General features: G+C 60.4%; 25 protein-coding genes. 8 read left to right on the top strand and 17 right to left on the bottom strand.

Annotated features, from left to right (window positions below):
• Window positions 1-297 precede the first annotated feature (297 nt).
• From AC1D35_RS16130 to AC1D35_RS16120, 3 genes are all read left to right on the top strand, one after another.
• The gene (locus tag AC1D35_RS16130; protein ID WP_113310126.1) at window positions 298-1,047 is read left to right on the top strand and encodes a cytochrome c biogenesis CcdA family protein; all 750 of its coding nucleotides are present in this window, start codon (window positions 298-300) and stop codon (window positions 1,045-1,047) included.
• 149 nt (window positions 1,048-1,196) lie between these two features.
• Window positions 1,197-1,337, top strand: a complete 141-nt coding sequence (locus tag AC1D35_RS16125) for a hypothetical protein (protein ID WP_162748546.1) — start codon at window positions 1,197-1,199, stop codon at window positions 1,335-1,337.
• A 195-nt stretch (window positions 1,338-1,532) separates the two neighbouring features.
• On the top strand, window positions 1,533-2,054 hold the full coding sequence (locus tag AC1D35_RS16120) for a YidB family protein (RefSeq protein ID WP_113295592.1): 522 nt from the start codon (window positions 1,533-1,535) through the stop codon (window positions 2,052-2,054).
• A gap of 120 nt (window positions 2,055-2,174) precedes the next feature.
• Here AC1D35_RS16120 and AC1D35_RS16115 read toward each other — a convergent pair whose 3' ends face one another.
• Genes AC1D35_RS16115 through AC1D35_RS16090 form a run of 6 tightly spaced genes read right to left on the bottom strand, consistent with a single transcriptional unit; the run spans window position 2,175 to window position 7,620 of the window.
• Complete coding sequence (locus AC1D35_RS16115) at window positions 2,175-3,386, bottom strand: UbiH/UbiF family hydroxylase (RefSeq protein WP_113310127.1); 1,212 nt, start codon at window positions 3,384-3,386, stop codon at window positions 2,175-2,177.
• Window positions 3,387-3,427: 41 nt separating this feature from the next.
• Window positions 3,428-3,940, bottom strand: coding sequence for a DUF934 domain-containing protein (locus tag AC1D35_RS16110; RefSeq protein ID WP_113295594.1), 513 nt, complete (start codon window positions 3,938-3,940; stop codon window positions 3,428-3,430).
• A 10-nt stretch (window positions 3,941-3,950) separates the two neighbouring features.
• Window positions 3,951-5,621 carry a nitrite/sulfite reductase gene (locus tag AC1D35_RS16105; RefSeq protein WP_113310128.1) on the bottom strand — a complete coding sequence of 557 codons (1,671 nt, stop codon included), beginning with the start codon at window positions 5,619-5,621 and terminating at the stop codon, window positions 3,951-3,953.
• 8 nt (window positions 5,622-5,629) lie between these two features.
• Complete coding sequence (locus AC1D35_RS16100) at window positions 5,630-5,944, bottom strand: DUF2849 domain-containing protein (RefSeq protein ID WP_113295596.1); 315 nt, start codon at window positions 5,942-5,944, stop codon at window positions 5,630-5,632.
• Between the two features lies 1 nt (window position 5,945).
• Window positions 5,946-7,382: a siroheme synthase CysG gene (gene cysG / locus AC1D35_RS16095; RefSeq protein ID WP_113310129.1), complete on the bottom strand. Its 1,437-nt coding sequence runs from the start codon at window positions 7,380-7,382 to the stop codon at window positions 5,946-5,948.
• The gene (locus tag AC1D35_RS16090; RefSeq protein WP_113310130.1) at window positions 7,366-7,620 is read right to left on the bottom strand and encodes a hypothetical protein; all 255 of its coding nucleotides are present in this window, start codon (window positions 7,618-7,620) and stop codon (window positions 7,366-7,368) included. Before AC1D35_RS16090 ends, cysG begins: the two co-directional genes overlap by 17 nt.
• Window positions 7,621-7,668: 48 nt before the next feature.
• Between AC1D35_RS16090 and AC1D35_RS16085 the strand changes: the two genes are divergently transcribed.
• Window positions 7,669-8,256 (top strand): nucleoside deaminase, encoded by a 588-nt coding sequence (locus tag AC1D35_RS16085; RefSeq protein ID WP_113310131.1) that lies wholly within the window; start codon window positions 7,669-7,671, stop codon window positions 8,254-8,256.
• Window positions 8,257-8,262: 6 nt separating this feature from the next.
• Window positions 8,263-9,108 (top strand): nucleoside triphosphate pyrophosphohydrolase, encoded by an 846-nt coding sequence (gene mazG, locus AC1D35_RS16080; protein ID WP_113310132.1) that lies wholly within the window; start codon window positions 8,263-8,265, stop codon window positions 9,106-9,108.
• 20 nt (window positions 9,109-9,128) lie between these two features.
• Here the strand turns inward: mazG and hflX are convergent, their stop codons facing one another.
• The 8 genes from hflX to dusB form a co-directional block, all read right to left on the bottom strand.
• Window positions 9,129-10,454, bottom strand: coding sequence for a GTPase HflX (gene hflX, locus AC1D35_RS16075; RefSeq protein ID WP_113310133.1), 1,326 nt, complete (start codon window positions 10,452-10,454; stop codon window positions 9,129-9,131).
• A gap of 78 nt (window positions 10,455-10,532) precedes the next feature.
• Entirely contained in the window at window positions 10,533-10,775 is a 243-nt protein-coding gene (gene hfq, locus AC1D35_RS16070; RefSeq protein WP_003539403.1) for an RNA chaperone Hfq, read from the bottom strand.
• A gap of 110 nt (window positions 10,776-10,885) precedes the next feature.
• Window positions 10,886-11,749, bottom strand: a complete 864-nt coding sequence (locus tag AC1D35_RS16065) for a D-amino-acid transaminase (RefSeq protein ID WP_113310134.1) — start codon at window positions 11,747-11,749, stop codon at window positions 10,886-10,888.
• A gap of 63 nt (window positions 11,750-11,812) precedes the next feature.
• Complete coding sequence (ntrX, locus tag AC1D35_RS16060; protein WP_113295603.1) at window positions 11,813-13,177, bottom strand: nitrogen assimilation response regulator NtrX; 1,365 nt, start codon at window positions 13,175-13,177, stop codon at window positions 11,813-11,815.
• The gene (locus tag AC1D35_RS16055; RefSeq protein ID WP_477939064.1) at window positions 13,167-15,434 is read right to left on the bottom strand and encodes a sensor histidine kinase NtrY-like; all 2,268 of its coding nucleotides are present in this window, start codon (window positions 15,432-15,434) and stop codon (window positions 13,167-13,169) included. The genes ntrX and AC1D35_RS16055 overlap by 11 nt, the downstream gene beginning before the upstream one ends.
• A gap of 172 nt (window positions 15,435-15,606) precedes the next feature.
• A complete protein-coding gene (ntrC, locus tag AC1D35_RS16050; protein ID WP_113295605.1) occupies window positions 15,607-17,058 on the bottom strand; it encodes a nitrogen regulation protein NR(I) in 1,452 nt (483 codons plus the stop codon).
• Window positions 17,055-18,209, bottom strand: coding sequence for a two-component system sensor histidine kinase NtrB (locus AC1D35_RS16045; RefSeq protein ID WP_113310135.1), 1,155 nt, complete (start codon window positions 18,207-18,209; stop codon window positions 17,055-17,057). The genes ntrC and AC1D35_RS16045 overlap by 4 nt, the downstream gene beginning before the upstream one ends.
• The gene (gene dusB / locus AC1D35_RS16040; RefSeq protein ID WP_113310136.1) at window positions 18,206-19,225 is read right to left on the bottom strand and encodes a tRNA dihydrouridine synthase DusB; all 1,020 of its coding nucleotides are present in this window, start codon (window positions 19,223-19,225) and stop codon (window positions 18,206-18,208) included. Before dusB ends, AC1D35_RS16045 begins: the two co-directional genes overlap by 4 nt.
• Window positions 19,226-19,366: 141 nt before the next feature.
• On the opposite strand from dusB, the gene AC1D35_RS16035 reads away from it, so the two are divergent.
• From AC1D35_RS16035 to AC1D35_RS16025, 3 genes are all read left to right on the top strand, one after another.
• Window positions 19,367-20,587, top strand: a complete 1,221-nt coding sequence (locus AC1D35_RS16035; RefSeq protein ID WP_113310137.1) for a bifunctional 2-C-methyl-D-erythritol 4-phosphate cytidylyltransferase/2-C-methyl-D-erythritol 2,4-cyclodiphosphate synthase — start codon at window positions 19,367-19,369, stop codon at window positions 20,585-20,587.
• Window positions 20,584-21,078, top strand: a complete 495-nt coding sequence (locus AC1D35_RS16030) for a CinA family protein (RefSeq protein ID WP_113310138.1) — start codon at window positions 20,584-20,586, stop codon at window positions 21,076-21,078. The genes AC1D35_RS16035 and AC1D35_RS16030 overlap by 4 nt, the downstream gene beginning before the upstream one ends.
• 79 nt (window positions 21,079-21,157) lie before the next feature.
• Entirely contained in the window at window positions 21,158-21,463 is a 306-nt protein-coding gene (locus AC1D35_RS16025) for a hypothetical protein (RefSeq protein WP_113295610.1), read from the top strand.
• Between the two features lie 17 nt (window positions 21,464-21,480).
• On the opposite strand, the gene AC1D35_RS16020 is transcribed toward AC1D35_RS16025, so the two are convergent.
• The 3 genes from AC1D35_RS16020 to AC1D35_RS16010 are packed head-to-tail and all read right to left on the bottom strand — an operon-like array spanning window position 21,481 to window position 23,133.
• Window positions 21,481-21,927, bottom strand: a complete 447-nt coding sequence (locus AC1D35_RS16020; protein WP_113310139.1) for a type II toxin-antitoxin system RatA family toxin — start codon at window positions 21,925-21,927, stop codon at window positions 21,481-21,483.
• Window positions 21,928-21,936: 9 nt separating this feature from the next.
• Complete coding sequence (locus AC1D35_RS16015; RefSeq protein WP_113310140.1) at window positions 21,937-22,524, bottom strand: GTPase domain-containing protein; 588 nt, start codon at window positions 22,522-22,524, stop codon at window positions 21,937-21,939.
• Between the two features lie 21 nt (window positions 22,525-22,545).
• Entirely contained in the window at window positions 22,546-23,133 is a 588-nt protein-coding gene (locus AC1D35_RS16010; RefSeq protein WP_113310141.1) for an AAA family ATPase, read from the bottom strand.
• Window positions 23,134-23,142: the final 9 nt, after the last annotated feature.

Below are 23,142 nucleotides of genomic sequence, written 5' to 3'. Positions count from 1 at the left end.
GATCCGGCGTCAGCCTCGTATATCCACCGGCCGGACCTCCCGACATTCGCAGTGGGGTGCCCGCAAATGCCGGGCAATACCACCGGTCACGCGCGAGTCGATCCATTCAGAGAACCGAAGATGGTTTGCGCGCGGTTAATATCCACATGCGCTGTCCCATGCTGGGATAGCCGGAGCCACCTCCAGGCCTGCGGCAATTTGGAGATGCGGCCGGCTGCGATCAGCGCAAAAAGGTGATTGGCAATCACCCCTTTGCGGCGCTAGGAACATCGCTCAGACTGCTGCCGGAGAGAATGCGTGTCGATTGCCGATATTTCCCTTTGGAGCGCGCTGCTTGCCGGAGCGCTTTCCTTCCTCTCGCCTTGCGTGCTTCCACTCGTTCCGCCCTATCTCTGTTATATGGCGGGCGTCTCGGTCGAGCAGTTCCGCGGTGGCGGCACGGTCGCCGCAGCACCGGATGTACGGCGCGGCGTGCTCTTTTCGGCGCTTTTCTTCACCCTCGGCTTTGCGACCGTCTTTGTGGCTCTCGGCGCAGGTGCCTCGACGATCGGCATGGTGCTGCGTCAGCATCTCGATCTGCTCTCGAAGATCGGCGGCCTGATCATCATCATCATGGGGCTGAATTTTCTCGGGCTTTTCCGGATCGGCCTGCTGGCACGGGAAGCCCGTTTCCAGGGCAATGGAAAACCGGCAACGCTGACGGGCGCCTATATCATGGGACTGGCTTTCGCGTTCGGCTGGACGCCCTGCATCGGGCCGGTGCTCGGGGCGATCCTCGGCGTTGCCGCATCGCGTGAAACTGTTGGCTCCGGCGCAGGCCTGCTTGCCGTCTACTCTCTGGGGCTTGCTGTTCCCTTCTGGATAGCCGCCGGGTTCTCCGGTGCGTTTATGCGCTTCCTGTCGCGCTTCCGCCGCCACCTCGGCACGGTGGAGAAGATCATGGGCGTCTTCCTCGTGCTGACCGGTCTCGCCTTCCTGCTTGGATGGGTCAGCAATGTCGCGATCTGGTTCCAGCAGACCTTTCCAGTCCTGATGCAGATCGGCTAAACGAAAGCTTCGCCCGCTGCAGCATCACTTGCGATGCCTCAAGCTTGTTCGATCGGAATCGTCAAGACGGTTAAATCTTTACAGATTTCCTTGCCGAACGGTTGAAGGGATCTATGCGACTAACTCGACAACACGGATTGGAGTTGTCGATGTCTCGCCGCTTGAAGAATCTTATTTTTGCAGTTGGCGTTTCCATGGCGATGTGGGTTGTCGTCCTACAGGCCGGCTTTTCGGGCTATAATCTGGCCGTCGCGCCGGACAACGAATCGGTTACCGGAAGCGTCCGCTAGTCATCGTTCGCCTGGAGCCAATCTCAAGCTTGATGGATGCTCAATAATTACGGCCAACGTTTTGAAGCGGTGGGCTCTCGATCCATTTCCCGTACAAAAATGGATGCCGCCCGGTAAGGGCTGATCCCGGCGGAACAATTAGGCTCTCCGAAAGTTGAGGGTTGCTGTGTCCACGACCCTACGAGGAGAACCGACATGATGAGCGGACCGTTGAAGGCGCTTCTTGGTGTGCTTGCAATCGCGGGATATCAGAACCGAGACAAGATTGGCGAACTGCTGCGAGGAATTCAGAATCCGCAGCGCACTGGTGCAGGAGGCGAGCAGGCTGGCAATGCCGGAGGCGTGTTCGGCGGTTCGGGTGGTTTCGGCGATCTTTTGGGCGGCCTTACGACGGGCGGAATCCTCAGTGGCGGCTTGGGCGATCTGCTCAAAACTTTTCAGCAAAACGGGCACGGCGACAAGGCCGAGTCATGGGTCAAGCCTGGCCCCAACGCCAACATCGATGGCGGCCAGCTAGAGGAGGCTTTGGGCCCGGATGTGCTGAATGAGCTCGCGGCGAAAACAGGGTTGTCCCGTGAAGAAATCCTGGGGCGTCTTGCCAACGACCTGCCCAAAGCCGTCGACGATCTGACGCCCAATGGAAAGATTCCAAGCGCGGAGGATGATTTCCTCTCCTCCGCCAGCAATGCCACATCCGGCGGCCGAACTTCAGTTTAACGGCTATAGGCAAATCCGGCAGCAACGATCTCCGCGTTCCGCGCACGCGGGGTTTGAACACGAGCCCCGTGTGAACGGGGCCAGATACGACGGTCCCCGCTCTCTGCTGGCTACGCTAAATCACGCTTTCTTCCGCTTTAAGCGTTCCTTGATCGCGTCCGGAATATCCCGGAAGCCGCGGCCCGGCTCGATGCCTTCGCGCATAACGATGTTGCGTAACGGCGGAATAGCCGACAAGACATGCAGGCCTGCGGCGCGCAGCATCTGAACGGGAAGAAAATCGGACAACAGTGAACGGTTCAGCAGATCGACACTTGCGGTGCGCGTCATGATATCGGCGCGGCGCTTGCGGTCGAAGCTGGTGCCGGCATCGGCGGGAACAGGCAATTCCGCGCGCGAGCACAGAAGATCCGTCAGCGCCATGATATCGCGGAGGCTGAGATTGAGGCCCTGCGCACCAATCGGCGGGAAGACGTGGGCGGCCTCGCCGATCAGCGCGATGCGGCCCTTGCCGAAGCGATGCGCCATCATGCCAGACAGCGGCCAGATCTGGACGCCTTCCTCCACACTGACCTCGCCAAGCAGGGACTGCATACGCTCTTCCACGACATTGCCGAGCTCAGTGAGCGAAAGCTCGATGCGGGCTGCTGCATCGGAAGGATTCTGCACCCAGACGAGGCTGGAGCGATTGCCCGGCTGCGGCACCTGCGTGAATGGCCCATGCTCCGTGTGGAACTCTGTGGAGATATTCTGGTGCGGCAGCGTGTGCGCGAAATTCAGCACCATGGCCGATTGCGGATAGGACCAGGTGCGCACGTCGATACCGGCAGTCTCCCGCAGCTTGGATTTGCGGCCGTCGGCACCGATAGCAAAATCGGCACTGATCTCTTCGCCGCCGGCGAGCGTGATCGACACGGCCTCCGGCATGATCCCGATCGTTTCAGCCATGGCGGTGAAACGGGTGATATTGCCTTCGGCGGCGACGGCAGCCTCGAGCACATCCATCAGCGCCTTGTTCGGGAAATTGTAGCCAAAGGCACCCAGCCCGACTTCGGCGGAGCGGAAGGTCGTGGTCGGCGCACGCAGCAGACGGTTGGTGCCGTCGATGATGCGCATGCTGGTGAGCGGTGCGGCTGCCGGGCGCAGTTTTTCCCAAAGTGTCAGCCGATCCAGAAAGCGAATCGACTGGTCCATCAGGGCCGTGGTGCGGCGATCTTCCTTGGGGGATGGAGGGGCGACCAGCGCCACGTTGCGACCGCCGCGCGCCATGGCGACTGCGGCGATCATGCCGGCGAGACCGCCGCCGATCACCGCCACTTCGAATTTGCTCATGCTATCGTTCCGTCATCAAAAAGACGGCAGAACCAGCAGCCTCAAGCGGCCGGCTTTGCCTGACGGCGCCAACTATAGCCCTTGCCGGCTTCGGCGTCACGCACCGCCGGCTGATAATGATGCGGAATGGACGGCAAGCGCTTTTCCGACAGGCGGCGGATCGCCGTCTCGTTGGTGACGGCGAAACTGTCGATACCGACGCGCAGCATCAGCGGCACTTGGTCGATCAGCACGTCGCCGACTGCACGCAGTTCGTTGGTAAAGCCGAGACGCTGGCGCAGCAGCGAAGCATGGCTGAAGGCACGGCCATCGTTGAAGGCCGGGAATGCCACAGCCACGATCTCCAGGCGATAGAGATATGGCTCCAGCTTCAGGACATCGTCCGCCGGCTTGATCAGCACGCCGAAGCCGACATCATTGCTCTCGTCGGCTTTAGCAATCAGCTCGTCGAGGGTCAAAAGCGGCTTCTGATCGCCAGATGCCTTCACCTCGTCGGTCTCGATCACCCAGGGATCGTTTTCGACAAACCCGGTCTCTCTCCAGATCTTCGTCATCATCCTCTCCTTATGCCGCTTCCGCCGCCGAGCCGTAGAGCGCTTCCTTGAAAGGCTGCGGACCAACGCGACGATAGGCTGCAAGGAAGATTTCGGACGCATCAAGGCGCAGGCGCAGATAGGTCTCGACGATAGTCTCGATCGCATCCGTCACCTTATCCGGCTCGAAGCCGCGGCCGATGATTTCACCAATCGAGGTGTGTTCGTCGCCGGAGCCGCCAAGCGTGATCTGGTAGAGTTCTGCACCCTTCTTTTCCACGCCCAGAAGACCGATATGGCCGACATGGTGATGGCCACAGGCATTGATGCAGCCGGAGATCTTGATCTTCAGCTCGCCGATCTCAGCCTGACGCGCCGCATCGCCGAAACGCCGGGAGATTTCCTGGGCGAGCGGAATGGAGCGCGCATTGGCGAGCGCGCAATAGTCCAGCCCCGGACAGGCGATGATATCGGTGATCAGGCCGGCATTGGCTTCAGCCAGATTGATCGCCACGAGCCCGCGATAGACGGCTTCGAGGTCGGCAAGTGCGACATGCGGCAGGATGAGGTTCTGTTCGTGGCTGACGCGGATTTCGTCGAAGGCATATTCCTCGGCGATATCGGCAATGGCATCCATCTGCGAATCGGACGCATCACCCGGAATGCCGCCGATCGGCTTCAGCGAGATCGTCACCATGCCGTAATCGGGGTTCTTGTGCGGCTGGACATTCTGCTGCACCCAGCGCGAAAAAGCTGCATCGGCCTTCTTCCAGCGAGCAAGGTTTTCCCAGCCCTCGGCACGTTCCGGCAGGGCCGGCGGCGCGAAGTAGGCGGCAATTGCCTGTACGTCCTGTTCCGGCAGCTTCAGCTCGGAATCCTTCAGCTGTGCAAATTCAGCCTCGACCTGGCGGGCAAGCTCTTCGGCGCCGGTCTCGTGCACGAGGATCTTGATACGCGCCTTGTACTTGTTATCACGGCGGCCATGCAGATTGTACACGCGCACGATGGCGGTGGTGTAAGAAAGCAGGTCTTCCTTGGGCAGGAAGTCGCGGATCAGCTTTGCGATCATCGGCGTACGGCCCTGACCACCACCAACATAGACAGCAAAGCCGATCTCGCCCTTGTTGTTCTTTTTCAGATGCAGACCGATATCGTGGACCTGGATTGCGGCGCGGTCGCGCTCCGCGCCGGTGACGGCAATCTTGAACTTGCGCGGCAGGAAGGAAAATTCCGGATGAACCGACGACCATTGGCGCAGAATTTCGGCGTAAGGGCGCGGATCGGCAACCTCGTCGGCGGCGGCGCCTGCGAAGTGATCGGCGGTTACGTTTCGGATGCAGTTGCCCGAGGTCTGCAACGCGTGCATCTCAACGCTCGCAAGGTCGGCAAGCGCATCGGGAATATCTGACAGTTTCGGCCAGTTGAACTGCAGGTTCTGACGTGTGGTGAAGTGGCCGTAGCCGCGGTCATAGGTACGGGCGATATGGGCGAGCATGCGTACCTGGCGCGAGCTCAGCGTGCCGTAGGGAATGGCGATGCGCAGCATGTAGGCGTGAAGCTGCAGGTAGACTCCGTTCATCAGGCGCAGCGGCTTGAATGCGTCCTCGGCCAGTTCGCCGGAAAGGCGGCGCTGGACCTGGTCGCGAAACTGTTCGACGCGCTCGGCGACAAAGGCGTGGTCAAATTCGTCGTAACGGTACATCGTCTTCCTCAGACTGCAATGAATTCGGGATCGGCCGGCTTGTAGCCAGGCGCATATTCCATGGTTGGGCCCTGAGCGCGGATGCGCTCGCGCAGGCGCAACGGCCAGAGCTGACCGTTGGTTTCCTGAACGTCGACGACAGCAACGTCAACGACCTTGTTGTCGGCATAGGATTTCTTGCCGATCTCCTCGAGTGCGGCGACGGCTTCGGCATGGCGGGCGACGAGGGCCTCCTGCAACGAGGTCACCCATTCGCCATTGGCGTTCAGCCAGACGGCAATGCCGTCGGTCAGGCGATTGGCGGTCAGAACCTTGTCTACCATGTCAGCTCCTTACAAGTTCATCGAACCTGATACGTTCGCGCACCAGCGGTTCGGACAGTTCGAAATTGGCTCCTGCGACCGCATCGCCGATAATGACCATAACCGGCCCGGTCAACTCATCACGGTGCTGCAGATCAGGAAGATCGCGTAAGATTCCATGCAAAAGTCGGCGGTCAGCCCTGCTGGCATTCTCGATCACGGCGACCGTGGTTTCCGAGGGAATACCGGCCTGCATCAGGCGTTCTGCGACGGAGGCTGCGACCGTGCGGCCCATATAGACGGCGATCGTGGCACCCGAGACCGCAAGGCTCGCCCAGTCTGGCAGAACGTCACCCGTCAGATCATGTCCGGTCGTGAATACCAGCGACGAGGCAACACCGCGCAACGTCAGCGGCAACTCGAAATCGGCAGCCGCGGCAAAGGCGGAGGTGATGCCGGGCACGATCTCATAGGAGATGCCTGCGGCGCGCAGCGCTGCCATCTCTTCCCCTGCCCGGCCATAGACCAGCGGATCGCCGCTCTTCAGGCGCACGACGCGTTTTCCCTGGCGGCCGAGATCTACCAAGAGGTCGTTGATCTCTTCCTGAGACTTCGAATGGCAGCCCTTGCGCTTGCCGACCGAGAGACGCTCGGCATCGCGGCGGCCCATATCGACGATTACCTGCGGCACGAGCGCGTCATAGACGATGACATCGGCTTCCATCATCACGCGTTGGGCGCGCAAGGTCAGGAGATCTTCGGCACCGGGACCGGCGCCGACCAGCCAGACGCGGCCTTCAACGCGATCCAGCGAGCGCAACAGGCCATTGGCGGCGCGGCGCGCCTGTGGCAGGTTACCGTTAGCGACAGCATCGGCAACCGGGCCGGAGAAGAAACGGCGCCAGAAGATGCGGCGGGAAACGCCACGCGGAACGACGTGTTCGACGGCCTTGCGATAGCTGGTCGCCAGAGCGGCGAGTCGGCCGAGCGAGGGCGACAGGAGCTGATCGATCTGGGCGCGGATCATCTGCGCCAGCACCGGCCCTGCCCCTTCGGTACCGATCGCAACGGCAACAGGCGCACGATTGACGAGAGCGGGCGTGTAGAAATCGCAATAGTCGGGCTGGTCGACGGCATTGGCCGGGATCTTCACGGCACGGGCTGCGTCAACGATACGGCGATCCCGTTCCGCGTCACCGGTTGCAGCAAACACCAGTACGGCACCCTCGACCTGTTCGGGCGCAAAAGCTTCGCGGACAGTCTCGATGCGGTTGGCAATCAGAAAAGCGTGGTAATCGGCTTCCGGGCGATCGGCATGCGCGATAATGCGTGCCTGCGTGTTCAAGAGCAGGCGGACCTTGGCGAACGCTTCATCGCCATTGCCAAAAACGGTCGCAGTCCGACCTTCCACGCGAAAGAAGGCGGGAAATACCGAAAGCTGTTCAGTCCTGGGAGGCATTCTCAATCCACTTCGAAGTTGCCAGAATATGCATTCTTCGGACAGCCGATTGAAGAAACAGAATTCCAAAGGCCGGCCAGTCGCGTATTCTTTTACCCGGTTGATCAATGATTTGAGAAAACTGACCCGTGCGGCGCAAAAAGCACATATCTTGAGCCGTTATTGCAGCTTTTTGCCCGATGCCAACGGGTGAAGCGATAAAGCCTGTGGCAAAGTCCCGAGTGCCGGACTTATGCATTCCGCTTCATTCCGATGGGCGATAGGATGAGCCGAACAGGAGATTTTCATGCCGGAAAAGACAATCGCCTCCCGCCTTCTACAGGTCATGGAAGAGAACGTCCTGCCGATGACGGAACTTGGCGTCGCTTCCGGCAACAAAGTGTTCGGTGCAGCGATCCTGCGCAAATCCGATCTGTCGCTCATCGTCGCCGAGACCAATAACGAGCTCGAAAATCCGCTCTGGCACGGCGAAGTGCACACACTGAAGCGCTTCTACGAGCTTGACGATAAACCGGCGACGAAGGACCTGATTTTCCTCTCTACTCATGAACCCTGCACCATGTGCATGTCGGCGATCACCTGGGCCGGGTTCGACAACTTCTATTATTTTTTCAGCCATGAGGATTCGCGCGACAGTTTCGCGATCCCGCATGATCTGAAGATCCTGAAGGAAGTTTTCGGGCTGGAGCCCGGCGGCTACAGGCGGCAAAACGCTTTCTGGAAGAGCTTTGCGGTCGCCGATCTCGTCGAGACCGAGGATGCTCCGCTGAAGGCTGAACTCAAGGCGCAGGCAGCGCGGATCAAATCGCGCTACGCCGCCCTTTCCGATACCTATCAGGCCACCAAAAGCGCCAACGACATTCCGCTGAGCTGAGAGACCATGGAACCTTCGAAAGACATTTCGCGCCTGATCGAGATCATGGCGGCACTTCGTAATCCCGAAACCGGCTGCCCGTGGGACATCGAGCAGAATTTCGAGACCATCAAGCCCTATACGATGGAGGAGGCCTATGAGGTTGCCGATGCGATCGAGCGCAAGGATATGGACGATCTCTGCGATGAGCTCGGCGACCTGCTGCTGCAGGTGGTCTTTCATGCGCGCATGGCCGAGGAAGAAGGCGAGTTTTCCTTCGGCGATGTGGTGGAAGCCATTACCCGCAAGATGATCCGTCGCCACCCGCATGTCTTTGCCCGCTCGGATGCGGATACGCCCGACGCCGTGAAGAAGCAGTGGGACAATATCAAACAGGCCGAAAAGCGCGAGCGCGCCGAACGCCGGGCGCTGCGGGGCATCACAGAAGATTTCAAGGCTGGCTTCCTCGGCTCGGTGCAACGCAGCTTTCCGGCGCTGACGGAAGCTCTGAAGCTGCAGGAACGCGCTGCCAAGGTCGGTTTCGACTGGTCGGCACCTGAGCCGATCCTCGACAAGATCGAGGAAGAGGTCGACGAGCTGCGTGTTGCACTGCGCGAGGGCGATAAATCAAAGGTCAGCGACGAACTCGGAGACCTGATCTTCGCCATCGTCAACATCGGCCGGCATGTGAAGGCCGATCCGGAACAGGCGCTGCGCGGCACGAATACGAAGTTCCGACGTCGATTCAATCATATCGAACAGGTTCTTGATGCAGAAGGTGAGACGCTGGAGGCAGCCAGCCTGGAACGCATGGAAGAGATCTGGCAGGCGGCCAAGGCGATCGAGCGGGCTGTGGTGGCTGGGGCGGAGTGAAGCACCGAACAATCGGTGCCTTACCGGTCCCAGTCTTCCTTTGCAGGCTTGGGACCATGCCCGACGCGACGCTCAAGCTCGGTGGCTTCCGTCTCAGACAGGCGCAGTTCCAGCGTCACCGAGCCATCGTCATTGTCTTCGCGGCTATCGACGATGGCATGGTCGTAAAGCCAGGGCAGCAGCGCCAGCTTGTCGACCGGCAGCGTGACAGTCGTTTCCGTCATGACGCCGGATAAACGGCGGCTGATTTCATCCATAAGCCTGTCCACGCCTTCGCCGCTGATGGCGGAAACGGCAATGACATTCTTCATGCCGGAGGACTTCTGCACCATGGCGTCATGGGCTTCGGGTTCCAACCGGTCGATCTTGTTCCAGACTTCGAGAATGCGGCGCTCGCCTTCGGCCTCGTCAATGCCGAGATCGTTGAGGATGCGCAGCACGTCGGCGCTCTGGGCCTGATTGTCCACGTCAGACATGTCGCGGACATGCAGGACGAGATCGGCTTCCAGCACTTCTTCCAGCGTCGCGCGGAAGGCGGCGACCAGATGGGTCGGCAGATCGGAGATGAAACCGACGGTATCGGAGAGGATGACGGTGCGGCCATGCGGCAGCTTCATGCGGCGCAGGGTCGGGTCGAGCGTCGCAAAGAGCATGTCTTCAGCGAGAACCCCTGCCCCGGTAATGCGATTGAATAGTGTCGACTTGCCGGCGTTGGTATAACCGACGAGCGCCACGATCGGATGCGGCACCTTCCGGCGCTTGGCGCGGTGAAGCTGGCGGGTGCGCACCACCTGCTCCAGCTCGCGCTCGAGCTTGATGATACGGTCCTGCAGCATGCGCCGGTCGGCTTCGATCTGGGTTTCACCCGGACCACCCATGAAGCCGCCACCGCCGCGCTGGCGTTCAAGGTGGGTCCAGCTTCGGACCAGACGGCCCTTCTGATAGTTCAGATGCGCAAGATCGACTTGCAGCGTGCCCTCCTTGGTGGAAGCGCGGCGGCCGAAAATTTCAAGGATCAGGCCCGTCCGGTCGATAACCTTGGCGTTCCATTCCTTTTCGAGATTGCGCTGCTGCACCGGCGTCAGAGGATGATCGACGATCACGAGACCGGAATCGCGCTCATCGAGCAGGTGCTTGATTTCCTCGATCTTACCCGTTCCGAGAAGTGTTGCCGGACGCGGATCGTTGACGGATACGATGGAGGCGTTCACGACATCGAGGTCGATTGCCTGGGCAAGGCCCGTCGCTTCGTCGAGACGGCTTTCGGGAGTGCGGGTCGAAGCCGAGTCAGTCTGACCGCCACGCGAACGCGACTTCAGCACCGGCACGACGACAGTCGCGCGCATATCATCCCTGTGCTTGGCGGCTTCAGGGATGATGGAATCGTTCTTTGTATCGCGTGTCGAAATGACGGCTGGCCTTGGTTAGGACGCTGCTTCTTCGCTCTCGAACATCTGCATTGGCTGACCAGGCATGATGGTCGAGATCGCGTGTTTATACACGAGCTGCGAATGGCCGTCACGGCGAAGAAGAACACAGAAATTGTCAAAAGAGGTGACAACACCCGTGAGTTTCACGCCGTTAATCAGAAAGATTGTCAGGGAAATCTTTTGCTTGCGTACAGTATTGAGAAATAAGTCCTGCAGATTCTGAGAACGTTCCGCCATCGCGCCGCTTCTTTCTTTATTGCCGGCCTGATCAAGCCGGTAGAATATCAATCAACCTCATCAGCAAGGCAGGTGGCACCCTCATTCCACCTGCCCAGCAAATCTTGGTATCAAATCGTAATCTTTTCCGCAACGTCGAAAAAGGCTTCCCGAATATTCTGCGAGAGGCTTCCCGGATGACCATTCGCAATCGCCTGTCCGTTAATGGAAACCACTGGAAAACAAATGCTTGTAGCCGCGGTGATGAAAACCTCACGGGCGGCCATCATCTCCGAAACGGAGAATTTCCGCTCGACGATATCAACCTCCAATTTGGCTGCGACGTCGATCAGAGTCGTGCGGGTGATGCCGCGCAGGATGCCATGTTCGGCAGGTCGCGTTACCAGTGTACCGTCGGCATCGACGATCCATACGTTGGTCGCGGCCCCCTCTTTCACCATGCCGTCCGCGTCGATATAGATTGCTTCCTGAGCGCCGGCTTCCTTCGCCTGCTGACGCGCGAGAGCGTTCGACAGCAGTCCGACTGTCTTGATGTCGACTCGGTCCCATCGGTTGTCGGGAATGGTAATCGCCTTGATGCCGGTCGTATTCTTTTTCGCGATAACAGACGGATCCGTGCTCTTGGCAGTGATGACGATGGATGGCGGCGTCCCTTCGGCGGGAAAGACATGGTCGCGGCGGGCAACGCCGCGCGTTACCTGCAAGTAGAAAAGGCCGTTGTGGACATGGTTGCGGCGCAGCGTCTCGCGAATCACCTGGGTCAACGCCGCACGGCTCATCGGCCAGGCGATGCGCAGTTCCCCCAGCGAACGGTCGAGCCGGTTCAGATGCCGGGTAAGGTCGACAATCAGGCCGTGACGGACTTCGCAGACTTCATAGACGCCATCAGCGAACTGATAGCCTCTGTCCTCTATATGCACCGCGGCGTCGGAATGCGGCACGTAGCGTCCATTCACATAGGCGATTCTTGGCATTGAAAACCTGCTTGGGGGGCAAAAGGTAGGAGCCTGCGCCACATGAGCCGCGCCGGAAAAAAGTCAGACGCCGAGCGACTTCAGCTTGCGGTGCAGCGCCGAGCGCTCCATGCCCACGAATTCGGCCGTGCGGGAGATGTTGCCGCCGAAGCGGTTGATCTGGGCGATCAGGTAATCCTTCTCGAACATCTCGCGGGCTTCGCGCAGCGGCAGCGTCATGATGTGATAATCGTTCTTGGCCGAAACCTTCGGCAGCATGTCGCCGAGATCGGTCGGCAGCATATCCGCCGTGATCGGCGCATCCGGACCGTCGGTACGGGCAAGAATCATCAGCCGCTCGATATTGTTGCGGAGCTGGCGGATATTGCCCGGCCAGTCGTGGGCCTGCAGCACGGCCATGGCGTCATCGCCGATGCGGCGCGGCCGGATGCCTGCCTGTTCGGAAATCTGGCGCATGAGCTGGTCGACAAGGAACGGAATGTCCTCACGGCGCTCGGCAAGCTGCGGTACGCGAACCGGCACGACGGCGAGGCGATGATAGAGATCCTCGCGGAACCAGCCCTCGGCGATGCGGCTTTCCAGATTATAGGCGGTCGAGGAGATGATGCGCACATCGACCTTCACGCGCTTGGAACCGCCGACACGCTCGAACTGCTGGTCGACCAGCACGCGCAGGATCTTGTTCTGCGTCTCGCGCGGCATTTCGCCAACTTCGTCGAGATAGAGGATGCCGCGATGAGCCTCTTCCAGCGCGCCGATCTTGCGCGCCTGCCCCGGTGCGCCCTCAGTGCCGAACAGCGCCACTTCCATACGGTCCGGCGTGATGTTGGCAGCGTTGATGGCGACGAAAGGACCGTTGGCGCGGGCCGACTTCTTATGGATCATCCGTGCCACCAGCTCCTTGCCGGAACCGGATGCGCCGAGGATCATGATGCGGCTGTTGGTGGGCGAGACCTTTTCGATCGTCTGGCGCAGCTGCGAAACGGCGACCGACGTGCCGATCAACTCAAGCGCATCGCCGGCGCGGCGCTTCAGCTCGATGTTCTCGCGCTTCAACTTGGAATTTTCCAGCGCGCGCTCGGCAATCAGAATCAGGCGGTCGGCCTTGAACGGCTTTTCGATGAAGTCGAAGGCACCTCGCTTGATGGCAGAGACAGCCGTCTCGATATTGCCGTGGCCGGAGATCATTACCACCGGGAGCTCGGGATGGCGCGTCCTGATCTCGTCCAGCAGCGAGAGGCCGTCGAGCTTGCTGCCCTGCATCCAGATATCGAGGAAGACGAGACGCGGCACGCGATCTGAAATCGCTGCGAGCGCGCTATCGCTGTCATGGGCCATGCGGGTTTCGTGGCCCTCGTCCGACAGGATACCGGCGACGATCTCACGAATGTCATGCTCATCGTCGACGACGAGAATATCAGAGGCCATAAACGCTTTCCTTGTCATTGGCTGCCAAGGCTGTGGCCACATCCCGGCGTGGCAAATGCACGCGGATCATGGCTCCTCTTCCCTGGTCGAAATCTGCGGGCGCATCATGCAGTTCGAGCTGCCCGCCATGTTCCTCGATGATCTTCTTGACGATGGCGAGGCCGAGGCCGGTGCCCTTCTCGCGCATCGTCATATAGGGTTCCAGAATGCTGTGGCGGTTCTCGACCGGCAGGCCGCGGCCATTGTCGATGATATCGACCGTAAAGCGGTCGCGCGCCTCGTCCAGGGAGGTGCGCACGAGTATCTTGCGCTCTTCACGCTCCTCGCTCGGCACGGCCTCGATCGCTTCCACGGCGTTCTTGATGAGATTGCCGAAGGCCTGCCCCAGCATGCGGCTGTCGAACATGCCCTCCAGCCGCTCCTCGCCGAGGTCCTGCAGGAAGGCGATATGGTTGTTGCCCATCTCCCGCAGGAAAATCGCGTCGTGGAGGATGGAGCGCAGATCGCTCGGCTCCTTCGTTGGCTTCGGCATGCGGGCAAATGCGGAGAACTCGTCGACCATGCGGCCGATATCGCCTACCTGGCGGATGATCGTATCCGTGCACTGGTCGAAGAYGGCGCGATCATTCTCGTCGATCTGCTTGCCGTAGCGACGCTGGATACGCTCGGCCGACAGTTGGATCGGCGTCAGCGGATTCTTGATCTCGTGAGCGATTCGGCGGGCGACATCGCCCCAGGCGGTGGAGCGCTGAGCAATGACGAGATCGGTGATGTCATCCAGCGTGATGACATAGGATTCGCTCAAATCGCGCACTTCCTCGCGGGTCACCTGGACGCTCAGCGTGCGCACCGTGCCGCTACGCACCAGCGCGATTTGCTTGCGGAAATCGCCACGGTGGCGTGAGGCCGCCTCCGTCAGCACCTGATCCACTTCAGGCGCGACTTCCGACAGCTGCCTTCCAAGCATCTCGTCAGCGTGCAGTGCCATCAGCGTTTCGGCCGAACTGTTGACGATGGTGACGCGCCGGTCCTGCTCGACACCGATGACGGCCGCGGTGACACCCGACAGAACGGCCTCGATGAAGCGGCGGCGGTCATCTACCTCGTCCTTCGCCTCAAGGATCTCGTCGCGCTGCGTGCGGATTTCCGAGATCATCTTGTTGAAGGTGCGCGAAAGACTGGCGACGTCGCCATCGACCGCATGAACGGGTACGACGATATCCATATTGCCGGATGCGACGCTGTCGGCAGCGGTAATCAGCAGGCGAATCGGTCGCACGATACGATCGGCCACGGCAATTGCGGTCCAGATCGCCGCAAGCAGCACGATCAGCGCAAAACCGATATAGAGAACCGCAAAGGCGATCTGCAGCGAAACGCGGCCGGCCTCCATGGATCGGTATTCGGTGGCGTTCTCCTCCATCATGCGCATGGCATTCATGACCTTGGGGTCGACCGCGCGCACCGTATAGAGGAAGGTTCCGGGTATCGTCTCAAGCCGGATGATCGCGCCAACGAGGTTCGTTACGCCAGGCGGAATGAGCGTCGGCTGGCCGGCGGCCGCCTTCTCCAGTGCATCCTGCGGGATGGCGGGCAGCGGCTTTTCCGTGGTGATATCGGCCTGGACGATCACCGAGCCGTCACGCTCGACAAGGAAGGCGCCGAGAAGACCGCGGCCCCTTGCCTGACGGGTCATCAACTCGCCGAAGCCAGTCTTGTCCAGGCTGTAGAGCGCGCGGTTACGCTCGAGATCGTTTGCCATCGAAACCGTCTGACCCTGCAGATAGCTGGCGTTTTCCAGCATGTAGGCCTGGCCGATATTGCGGGACGAACTGACGATCGCCTGGGTTCTGAGCGCAAACCAGCGGTCAAGGCCGGCATTCAGCGTGATACTGGCAAAGATCGCCACAAGGATCGCCGGCGTGATCGCGACGATCGAGAAGAGCACGACGATACGGATATGCAGGCGTGCGGCGGCGCGGCCGCGTGTACGGGCCTTGAAAAGCCGCGCAAACTCGCGGCCGATTAGCGCGATAAGCCCGAGCACGAAGAAAGAATTGATGACGACGGAGCCGATGACGACGTGCGAGGTCGGGGCAATCGGCGTTACGCCGAGCAGCACGAAGAGCGTTACGGTCGCGCAGACAAGCGCGCCGCCGGCAAGCACCAGGCCGGGCACGGCAAACAGGGCACGACGGTCGGTCACCATTGTCACCGCCTCGTTCGCCGTTTCCGCCGACACCCCTTCCTCGTTCATCCAGCCTCTCTTCGATTGCCGCATTCAATAGAAACCGAAAGCCGCCGGTTTACGAAAAACCGGCGCTCAAACGACTCGACCGTGGGCAAATGTCCAAACCCTATGCGTGACCTTTAAGCAACGCATTGTGGCGAAAATGCAACGCACTTCGCCACAATGTCAAGGTCGAAGGTCAGGCTGTGCGCGAGCTTCTGTAGACGGAAACGCCAAGTTCGCGGATCTTTTTGCGCAGCGTATTGCGGTTCAGGCCCAGGAGATCGGCCGCCTTGATCTGGTTGCCGCGGGTGGCCGTCAGTGCTGCAAGTATTAACGGATATTCCATTTCCGTCAGTACGCGGTCATACAGGCCGGGCGGCGGCAGGTTCTCGCCGAAGCTCGCGAAATAGGTGCGCATGTTTTCTTCGACCGCCTGGGCGATCGTCATCGTGCCGCTGCGGATCGGCCCCTTCTCGATCGGGCTGTCTGGAACATCGGAGCGAAGCTCGGCATCGATGATTTCGCGGGTGATGACATCCTGTGGATAAAGCGCCATCAGGCGGCGGATGAGGTTTTCCAGCTCGCGCACGTTGCCCGGCCAGGCATAGGCCTTCATCAGTTCCAGCGCTTCCTGGTCGAAACGCTTGGAGCCGAGGCCCTCCTTTTCGGCCTGCTGGACGAAATGACGGACGAGGTCGGGGATATCCTCCGCGCGGTCGCGCAGCGGCGGCAGGCGGAGCGGCACGACGTTGAGGCGATAATAGAGATCCTCGCGGAAGAGGCCCTGGTTGATCGCCTGCTTCAGATCCTTGTTGGTCGCCGCGACGATGCGCACATCGGTGCGGATCGGCGTGCGACCACCGACAGTCGTATATTCGCCCTGCTGCAGCACGCGCAGAAGGCGTGTCTGAGCATCCATCGGCATGTCGCCGATTTCATCGAGGAACAGCGTGCCGCCTTCCGCCTGTTCGAAACGGCCGGTGGAGCGGGTCTGCGCGCCGGTGAAGGCGCCCTTCTCGTGGCCGAAAAGCTCGGATTCGATAAGATCGCGCGGGATGGCCGCCATGTTGATGGCGACGAAAGGGCCGTTGCGGCGCTTGCCGTAGTCATGCAGCGCGCGGGCGACCAATTCCTTGCCGGTGCCGGATTCGCCGGTGATCATCAGCGTCAGGTCCGTCAGCATGAGACGAGCGAGAACGCGGTAGATTTCCTGCATCGCCGCCGAACGGCCGACGAGCGGCATGCCATCCTGTGTGTCGTCGTCGAGCTTGGCGGGTTTTCTCTTCGGTTCGGCGAGCGCCCGGCTGATAATGCCGATCAGTTCGGTCAGGTCGAAAGGCTTCGGCAGATAGTCATAGGCGCCTTTTTCCGATGCCTTGATCGCCGTCATAAAGGTGTTCTGCGCGCTCATGACGAGAACCGGAAGGTCCGGCCGCGCCTTCTTGATGCGGGGCAGAAGATCGAAGGCGTTTTCATCAGGCATGACCACGTCGGTCACGACGAGATCGCCCTCGCCGGCCGACACCCAGCGCCACAGCGTTGCGGCATTGGAGGTAATGCGCACATCATAACCGGCGCGGCTCAAGGCCTGATTGAGCACCGTGCGGATGGCCGCATCGTCATCTGCAACGAGGATCGTAGCTGTCATCTATTGGGTCCTGTCGAGCTTGCAATACCGGCATCATCAAGCGAGGCATCCTTGGAGGCCGGCATGAGGACGCGAAAAATCGTGCGGTTGTTCTGACTGTCGCATTCGATGATGCCGCCATGATCGCCGATGATCTTGGCAACGAGGGCAAGGCCGAGACCGCTGCCATTCGTCTTGGTGGTGATGAAGGGGTCGAAAAGATGCGGCAGCAGGTCCGTCGGCACGCCGGGACCATTGTCGATGACGCAGAATTCCAGCGGCAGCGAGATTTTCTCGCGCGTGCCGGCGACAGACAGCCGGATGCCGGGACGATAGGCCGTCGTCAGGATGATCTCGCCATCCTGGCGATCGCCGACGGCCTCGGCGGCATTCTTCACGAGATTGAGGAAGATCTGAACGAGCTGATCGCGATTGGCGTAAACGGCCGGCAGCGAGGGGTCGTAGTTCTCGGTCACGCGGATATTGCGAGCAAAGCCTGCCTTGGCAACGGCCTTCACATGGTCGAGGACGGAATGGATGTTGACGGGCACGCGGTCGACCGGCCGTTCGTCGGAAAACACTTCCATGCGATCGACAAGCGAGACGATACGGTCCGTCTCGTCACAGATCAGCCGGGTCAGCGCGCGGTCGTCATCGATGACGGACTGTTCGAGAAGCTGGGCGGCGCCACGAATGCCGGAGAGCGGGTTCTTGATCTCATGCGCGAGCATGGAGGCGAGACCCGTGACCGAACGCGCAGCAGCACGATGCGTCAGTTGCCTGTCGATCTTGTCTGCCATCGACCGTTCCTGGAAGACGATGACCACCGAACCCGGCTCGGTCACGACGGGGGCCACATAGAGATCGACGAGCTTGTCCTGACCGAGGCGGGGCGAGCTCAGGTCCACCCGGTATTCGTTGACCGGCGCCTTGCGTTCGCGCACCTGATCGATGAGCGCCAGAAGCGGGCTGCCGAAGGGAATGAAAGTCGAGATGCGATAGCGGGAAAGATGAGCAGCACTGGCGCCGAAGAAGGCTTCCGCCTCCCAGTTCGCAAAGACCATGAAGCCGCCCTCATCCACCATGACGACCGGATTCTGGATGGCGTTCAGCACTGCCATGGCGACAGCATTGACCGCATTCTCGGATGAAGGTGTGACGTCTGTGCTCATGCCGCCTCCCGCCGTTCAAATGCATCTGCGGCCATCGCATCGCCGAAGCGGGCGATGACATCGTCAGGATCGCGCGATGTCATGATCGCAGCCTTTTGTTCGCTGGACAGATCCGGCACAAAGCGCTGCAGATACCAGCCGAGATGTTTGCGGGCATGCCTGACGGCGACGGCCTCGCCATAGAATTCCAGCATCATGCGATAGTGCTCGACGGCAATTGCGGCGATCTCCTCGCGCGACGGTTCGCGAGCACCGGCAAGAACGCCGGCGTGCCAAGGCCTGCCCTGGGAGCCTCGGCCAATCATGACGGCATCGGCGCCGGAACGGCGCAGAATCTCCTGCGCATCTTCAGACGTCTCGACATCGCCATTGGCAATCAACGGCACGGAAATGACATCGCGTACGGGCCGGATCGCATCCCAATCCGCCCTGCCCTGATAAAATTGCATGCGGGTGCGGCCATGGATGGTGATGAGCTGGATGCCCGCCTCTTCCGCACGTTTTGCAATATGCGGCGCATTGATGGAGTTCTCATCCCAGCCGAGGCGCATCTTCAGCGTTACCGGGATATCGACCGCCTTGACCGTCGCCTCGACAAGACCAAGCGCGTGATCGGGATCACGCATCAGCGCCGAACCGGAATAGCCGCCAATAACCTTCTTGGCCGGGCAGCCCATGTTGATGTCGATGATATCGGCGCCATGATCGGCCGCGACCTTGGCGGCTTCAGCCATCCAGTGTGCCTCGCGGCCGGCGAGTTGAACCATGTGCGGACGAAAGCCGGCAGCCCGCAGGCGCGACCAGGATTCGGCGGTATCGTTCACCAGTTCCCGGCTTGCCACCATTTCGGTGACGACGAGGCCCGCGCCATAACGCCAGGCCAGCTCGCGGAACGGCATGTCCGTGACACCCGACATGGGCGCAAGCACAACGCGGTTCCGCACGGACACGGGTCCGATTCGGAAAGGCGCTGCGAGATCCTTGGAAATCAAATGATTATCTTTCAGGCACACCATGTAACTGCATTATTTTTAGCCATAGTTCTGCGGCTTGCCAAGAGGGTCGAGACCGAATTGATATTTTTTGGGCAAATGCTGGAAAAGGTCCGAGCAAGACGATAGAGCAACTGACATCCATTCCGCGTATTTCAGGGATTTATGCTGCAAATGCATACTAAGCAACCGATATCGGCTGGAATTGTCGTCGTTGCGGCGGGCCGCGGCGAACGCGCCGGATCGTCAGAGGAAGGCCCCAAGCAGTACCGGATGGTCGGCGGCAAGCCGGTTATCGTTCATACGCTTGAAAACTTTATGACATGGGAATCAGCGACGCACATCGTCGTCGTCATCCACCCCGATGACGAAGCACTCTTTGCAAGAGCGTTCCGGCACATCATCTCCGCAACGCCGATCGAGACGGTTCATGGCGGTTCCACAAGGCAGCAATCCGTGCTGGCCGGCCTGCGGCACCTCAAGGACAAGGGCGTTAGCCATGTGCTGATCCATGATGCGGTGCGCCCCTTCTTTGATCACCAGCTTCTCGACCGGATCGCCGATACGCTTTCGGCGGGCGCGCCCGCAGTCCTTCCGGCAACGCCGGTCGCCGACACGCTGAAGCAGGCAGGAAGCGATGGGATCGTGGTCAAGACCATCCCGCGCGACCAGCTCTATGCGGCTCAGACGCCGCAATCCTTCGACTTTGCCACCATCCTCGACGCGCATGAGAAGGCCGCCGCCAGCGGCAGGACGGATTTCACCGACGATGCGTCGATCGCCGAGTGGCTCGATATCCCCGTGACCGTCATCGAAGGCGCACCTACCAACGTCAAGCTGACAGTCCGGAGCGATATAGCCATGGCCGACGACAAGCTGTCGGGCGCGCATGTTCCCGATGTGCGCACCGGCAACGGCTATGACGTGCATCAACTCGAGCCCGGCGATGGAGTGACGCTCTGCGGCGTTTTCATTCCGCATGACCAGAAGCTCAAGGGCCATTCGGATGCTGACGTCGCGTTGCATGCGCTGACGGATGCGCTGCTGGCCACTTGCGGTGCCGGCGATATCGGCGATCATTTCCCGCCGTCCGATCCGCAATGGAAGGGTGCCGCCTCCCGCATCTTCATCGAACATGCCGCAAAGATCGTGCGCAATCACGGCGGCACCATCACCAATGCGGATGTCTCACTGATTGCCGAAGCGCCGAAGGTCGGGCCGCATCGCGAGGTCATGCGCGCCAATCTCTCCGAATTTCTCGGCATCGACATCGAGCGCTGCTCGGTGAAAGCCACCACCAATGAGACGATCGGTTTCGTCGGCCGCCGCGAAGGTATCGCCGCGATCGCAACCGCGACCGTCGTCTATGGAGGCAGAAAGCGATGAGCCTGTTTCCTGCTGACATCACTGCAATGGCGGAAAGCATCATCCGCGATTTCACGGATGCCGGCCTGATGGTCTCGACGGCGGAATCCTGCACCGGCGGCCTGATTGCCGGCGCGCTCACGGAAATCTCCGGATCGTCGGCCGTCATCGACCGTGGTTTCGTGACCTATACGAACATTGCCAAGATGCAGATGCTCGGTGTGCAGGACAAAACGCTTAGCGACTTCGGCGCAGTTTCTGAGGAGACGGCGCTGCAGATGGTGCATGGCGCCCTCTTCCGCTCGCGCGCCGAGCTGGCGGTAGCCGTGACAGGCATTGCCGGCCCCGGCGGCGGATCGCCCGAAAAGCCTGTCGGGTTGGTACATCTTGCGGCGAAATCACGTTCGGGTAAGCTCGTCCATCGTAAGATGCTTTACGGCGACATTGGCCGCACGGAAATCCGCCTGGCAACAATCCGGACTGCACTTCAAATGGTTATTGAAATTGCGTGATATTGAGTGAAGGAACAAAAGGCAGGAATTTCGGTTTCTGCCGCGTGTAGGCAAGAGCCGATTTTGAAGGAACGGTCAAATGAGATACTTGGCATGCATCGGTGTCGTCTTGAGCCTCGCCTGCGTTTCGGCGGCTGAAGCACCATCCAACTATCAGGTTTATGGTGGCGTGCGGGTGGATTCCGACCCCGTTCTGCTGCGCAAATACGACCATGCGCTCCGCCGCTGCCAGCCGGAAGCGCTGGGCTATCGCGGATCGCCTGATACCACCAGTCTGATTTACAATGCGGCGCTCAGAGGCTGCCTCTATCGCTACAGCTTCACCGACCGTGGCTCCTACGCCTATCCCGCGACGCAGATTTTCGACCATTTCTTCGATCGCTGAGTTAAAGCCTTTCCTGGTCAGCTGTAGATCGTCGCCGCCCGTTTTTCGAAGGCGTCCGTGAACATGCGGAAGGCCCTGTCGAACATTGACCCCATGAGCGCGCCGAGAATGCGGCTCTTGAACTCATAGTCGATGAAGAAATCGACCGTACAGCCGCCTCCATCAGCCTCGACGAACCGCCAGCGGTTGTCGAGGTAGCGGAACGGACCGTCGATATATTTGACGTCGATGACGCGCTCGGGCCTGTTGAGCAGGACCTGGGTCGTGAACGTTTCGCGGATCGCCTTGTAGCCGACCGTCATGTCGGCGATCAGCAGCTCCTTGCCGTCACGCTCCTTGCGGTTCTTCACCGAGAGGGCTTCGCAGAGCGGCAGGAATTGCGGATAGCGCTCGACATCTGCGACGAGGTCGAACATCTGGTCGGGCGTGTGCGGTACAGGGCGATGCGTTTCGAATTGCGGCATGAAGCGCAGTTAAGCCGGCACACCGAGAAGATCAAGAAGCGCCCGCATCTGGCGGCGGGATTTCACCTGCAAAACGGGCACATGCGGTCCGTGGGCAGCAATCGCTGATGTCACGCGCGGCAAGAACTTTTTCTCGAAAGTCCAGATGAATTCCAGAAACTGCCAGTCGACCTTCTCGATGCAGCCGGGTGCCATTTCCGGGCGTGTGCGGCCGATATGCTTCAGCCAGCGGGTCACGACTCCCCAGACGCACAGCAGGCGCGGCATCCGGACCCAGATGACGATATCGGTGCGCGGCAGGCGGATATCGAACGTGGAGGGATTGGTGCCATCCATGATCCAGCGCTCGCCGGCAATCCTTTCGACGATCCGCTCACGCTGCTCCTCCCTGCTGCGCTCCACCCAACCCGGCAGCCAGAGAATATCGCGGTCGATCGAGAAATAGGTCAGGTCGAAACTGTGCGCCAGCTTCTGTGCAAGCGTCGACTTGCCGCCACCCGAACAGCCGATGACCATGATGCGCCTTGCATTGCGGATATGCCCGGCGCCAAAGGCGTCGTCCACATAGTGGATTGCATCGTCGGTTTGCCGTTCCATTGCGAGTACCTTCTTACCCGTTTAAGCAGGCAGCAGGGAAAGCAGTTCGTCGCTCTCCCTGAAGGACTCGAGCGTCAGAACCGGGATGCCACGGCCGTGGCTTGCCAGCATCGCCTCGAATTGCGGCGCCTCTCGCTTTTCGAACGTCCAGATGTATTGCAGGAATTGCAGATCGATCTGCTCAGGRCAGCCTGGCGCCATTTCCGGTCGGGTCTGGCCGCGATATTTCCACCAACGACCGAGCACGCCGCGCACGGCAACGCTGCGCGGCGGCCGCCGCCAGAGCACCATATCGGCGCGCGCCAGTCGGATTGGCAATGTGCTCGGGCTGTTGCCGTCCATGATCCAGCGTTCACCTGCCACGGCGTCGCGGATCCGTTGAACGGATTCTTCGCGTGGTCGCAACTTCCAACCGGGCAGCCAGAAGATGTCGCGGTCCATGGACACGTAGGTCAGCTTTAAACGGCTTGCGAGCGCCTGGGCAAGTGTCGACTTACCAGTGCCGGAGCAACCAAAAATCAGGATGCGTTCGGCACGGGGAATGATGGCTGTAGCCTCGGCAATAGAGACCGCACGAATGGGTTCAGGCGACGTCGTCACTTGATGCATGGCAAACTC

Source organism: Rhizobium sp. P1_E6 (assembly GCF_056405875.1).
This window is presented reverse-complemented; position numbering and strand designations above follow the sequence as displayed.

What these genes read in the sequence shown, in the direction of transcription:
- AC1D35_RS16125 (WP_162748546.1), top strand. Translation starts at nt 1,197, where the DNA reads ATGTCTCGCCGCTTGAAGAATCTTATTTTTGCAGTTGGCGTTTCCATG.
- AC1D35_RS16120 (WP_113295592.1), top strand. Translation starts at nt 1,533, where the DNA reads ATGATGAGCGGACCGTTGAAGGCGCTTCTTGGTGTGCTTGCAATCGCG.
- AC1D35_RS16115 (WP_113310127.1), bottom strand. Translation starts at nt 3,386, where the DNA reads ATGAGCAAATTCGAAGTGGCGGTGATCGGCGGCGGTCTCGCCGGCATG.
- AC1D35_RS16110 (WP_113295594.1), bottom strand. Translation starts at nt 3,940, where the DNA reads ATGACGAAGATCTGGAGAGAGACCGGGTTTGTCGAAAACGATCCCTGG.
- AC1D35_RS16105 (WP_113310128.1), bottom strand. Translation starts at nt 5,621, where the DNA reads ATGTACCGTTACGACGAATTTGACCACGCCTTTGTCGCCGAGCGCGTC.
- AC1D35_RS16100 (WP_113295596.1), bottom strand. Translation starts at nt 5,944, where the DNA reads ATGGTAGACAAGGTTCTGACCGCCAATCGCCTGACCGACGGCATTGCC.
- cysG (WP_113310129.1), bottom strand. Translation starts at nt 7,382, where the DNA reads ATGCCTCCCAGGACTGAACAGCTTTCGGTATTTCCCGCCTTCTTTCGC.
- AC1D35_RS16090 (WP_113310130.1), bottom strand. Translation starts at nt 7,620, where the DNA reads ATGCATAAGTCCGGCACTCGGGACTTTGCCACAGGCTTTATCGCTTCA.
- AC1D35_RS16085 (WP_113310131.1), top strand. Translation starts at nt 7,669, where the DNA reads ATGCCGGAAAAGACAATCGCCTCCCGCCTTCTACAGGTCATGGAAGAG.
- mazG (WP_113310132.1), top strand. Translation starts at nt 8,263, where the DNA reads ATGGAACCTTCGAAAGACATTTCGCGCCTGATCGAGATCATGGCGGCA.
- hflX (WP_113310133.1), bottom strand. Translation starts at nt 10,454, where the DNA reads ATGCGCGCGACTGTCGTCGTGCCGGTGCTGAAGTCGCGTTCGCGTGGC.
- hfq (WP_003539403.1), bottom strand. Translation starts at nt 10,775, where the DNA reads ATGGCGGAACGTTCTCAGAATCTGCAGGACTTATTTCTCAATACTGTA.
- AC1D35_RS16065 (WP_113310134.1), bottom strand. Translation starts at nt 11,749, where the DNA reads ATGCCAAGAATCGCCTATGTGAATGGACGCTACGTGCCGCATTCCGAC.
- ntrX (WP_113295603.1), bottom strand. Translation starts at nt 13,177, where the DNA reads ATGGCCTCTGATATTCTCGTCGTCGACGATGAGCATGACATTCGTGAG.
- ntrC (WP_113295605.1), bottom strand. Translation starts at nt 17,058, where the DNA reads ATGACAGCTACGATCCTCGTTGCAGATGACGATGCGGCCATCCGCACG.
- AC1D35_RS16045 (WP_113310135.1), bottom strand. Translation starts at nt 18,209, where the DNA reads ATGAGCACAGACGTCACACCTTCATCCGAGAATGCGGTCAATGCTGTC.
- dusB (WP_113310136.1), bottom strand. Translation starts at nt 19,225, where the DNA reads ATGGTGTGCCTGAAAGATAATCATTTGATTTCCAAGGATCTCGCAGCG.
- AC1D35_RS16035 (WP_113310137.1), top strand. Translation starts at nt 19,367, where the DNA reads ATGCTGCAAATGCATACTAAGCAACCGATATCGGCTGGAATTGTCGTC.
- AC1D35_RS16030 (WP_113310138.1), top strand. Translation starts at nt 20,584, where the DNA reads ATGAGCCTGTTTCCTGCTGACATCACTGCAATGGCGGAAAGCATCATC.
- AC1D35_RS16025 (WP_113295610.1), top strand. Translation starts at nt 21,158, where the DNA reads ATGAGATACTTGGCATGCATCGGTGTCGTCTTGAGCCTCGCCTGCGTT.
- AC1D35_RS16020 (WP_113310139.1), bottom strand. Translation starts at nt 21,927, where the DNA reads ATGCCGCAATTCGAAACGCATCGCCCTGTACCGCACACGCCCGACCAG.
- AC1D35_RS16015 (WP_113310140.1), bottom strand. Translation starts at nt 22,524, where the DNA reads ATGGAACGGCAAACCGACGATGCAATCCACTATGTGGACGACGCCTTT.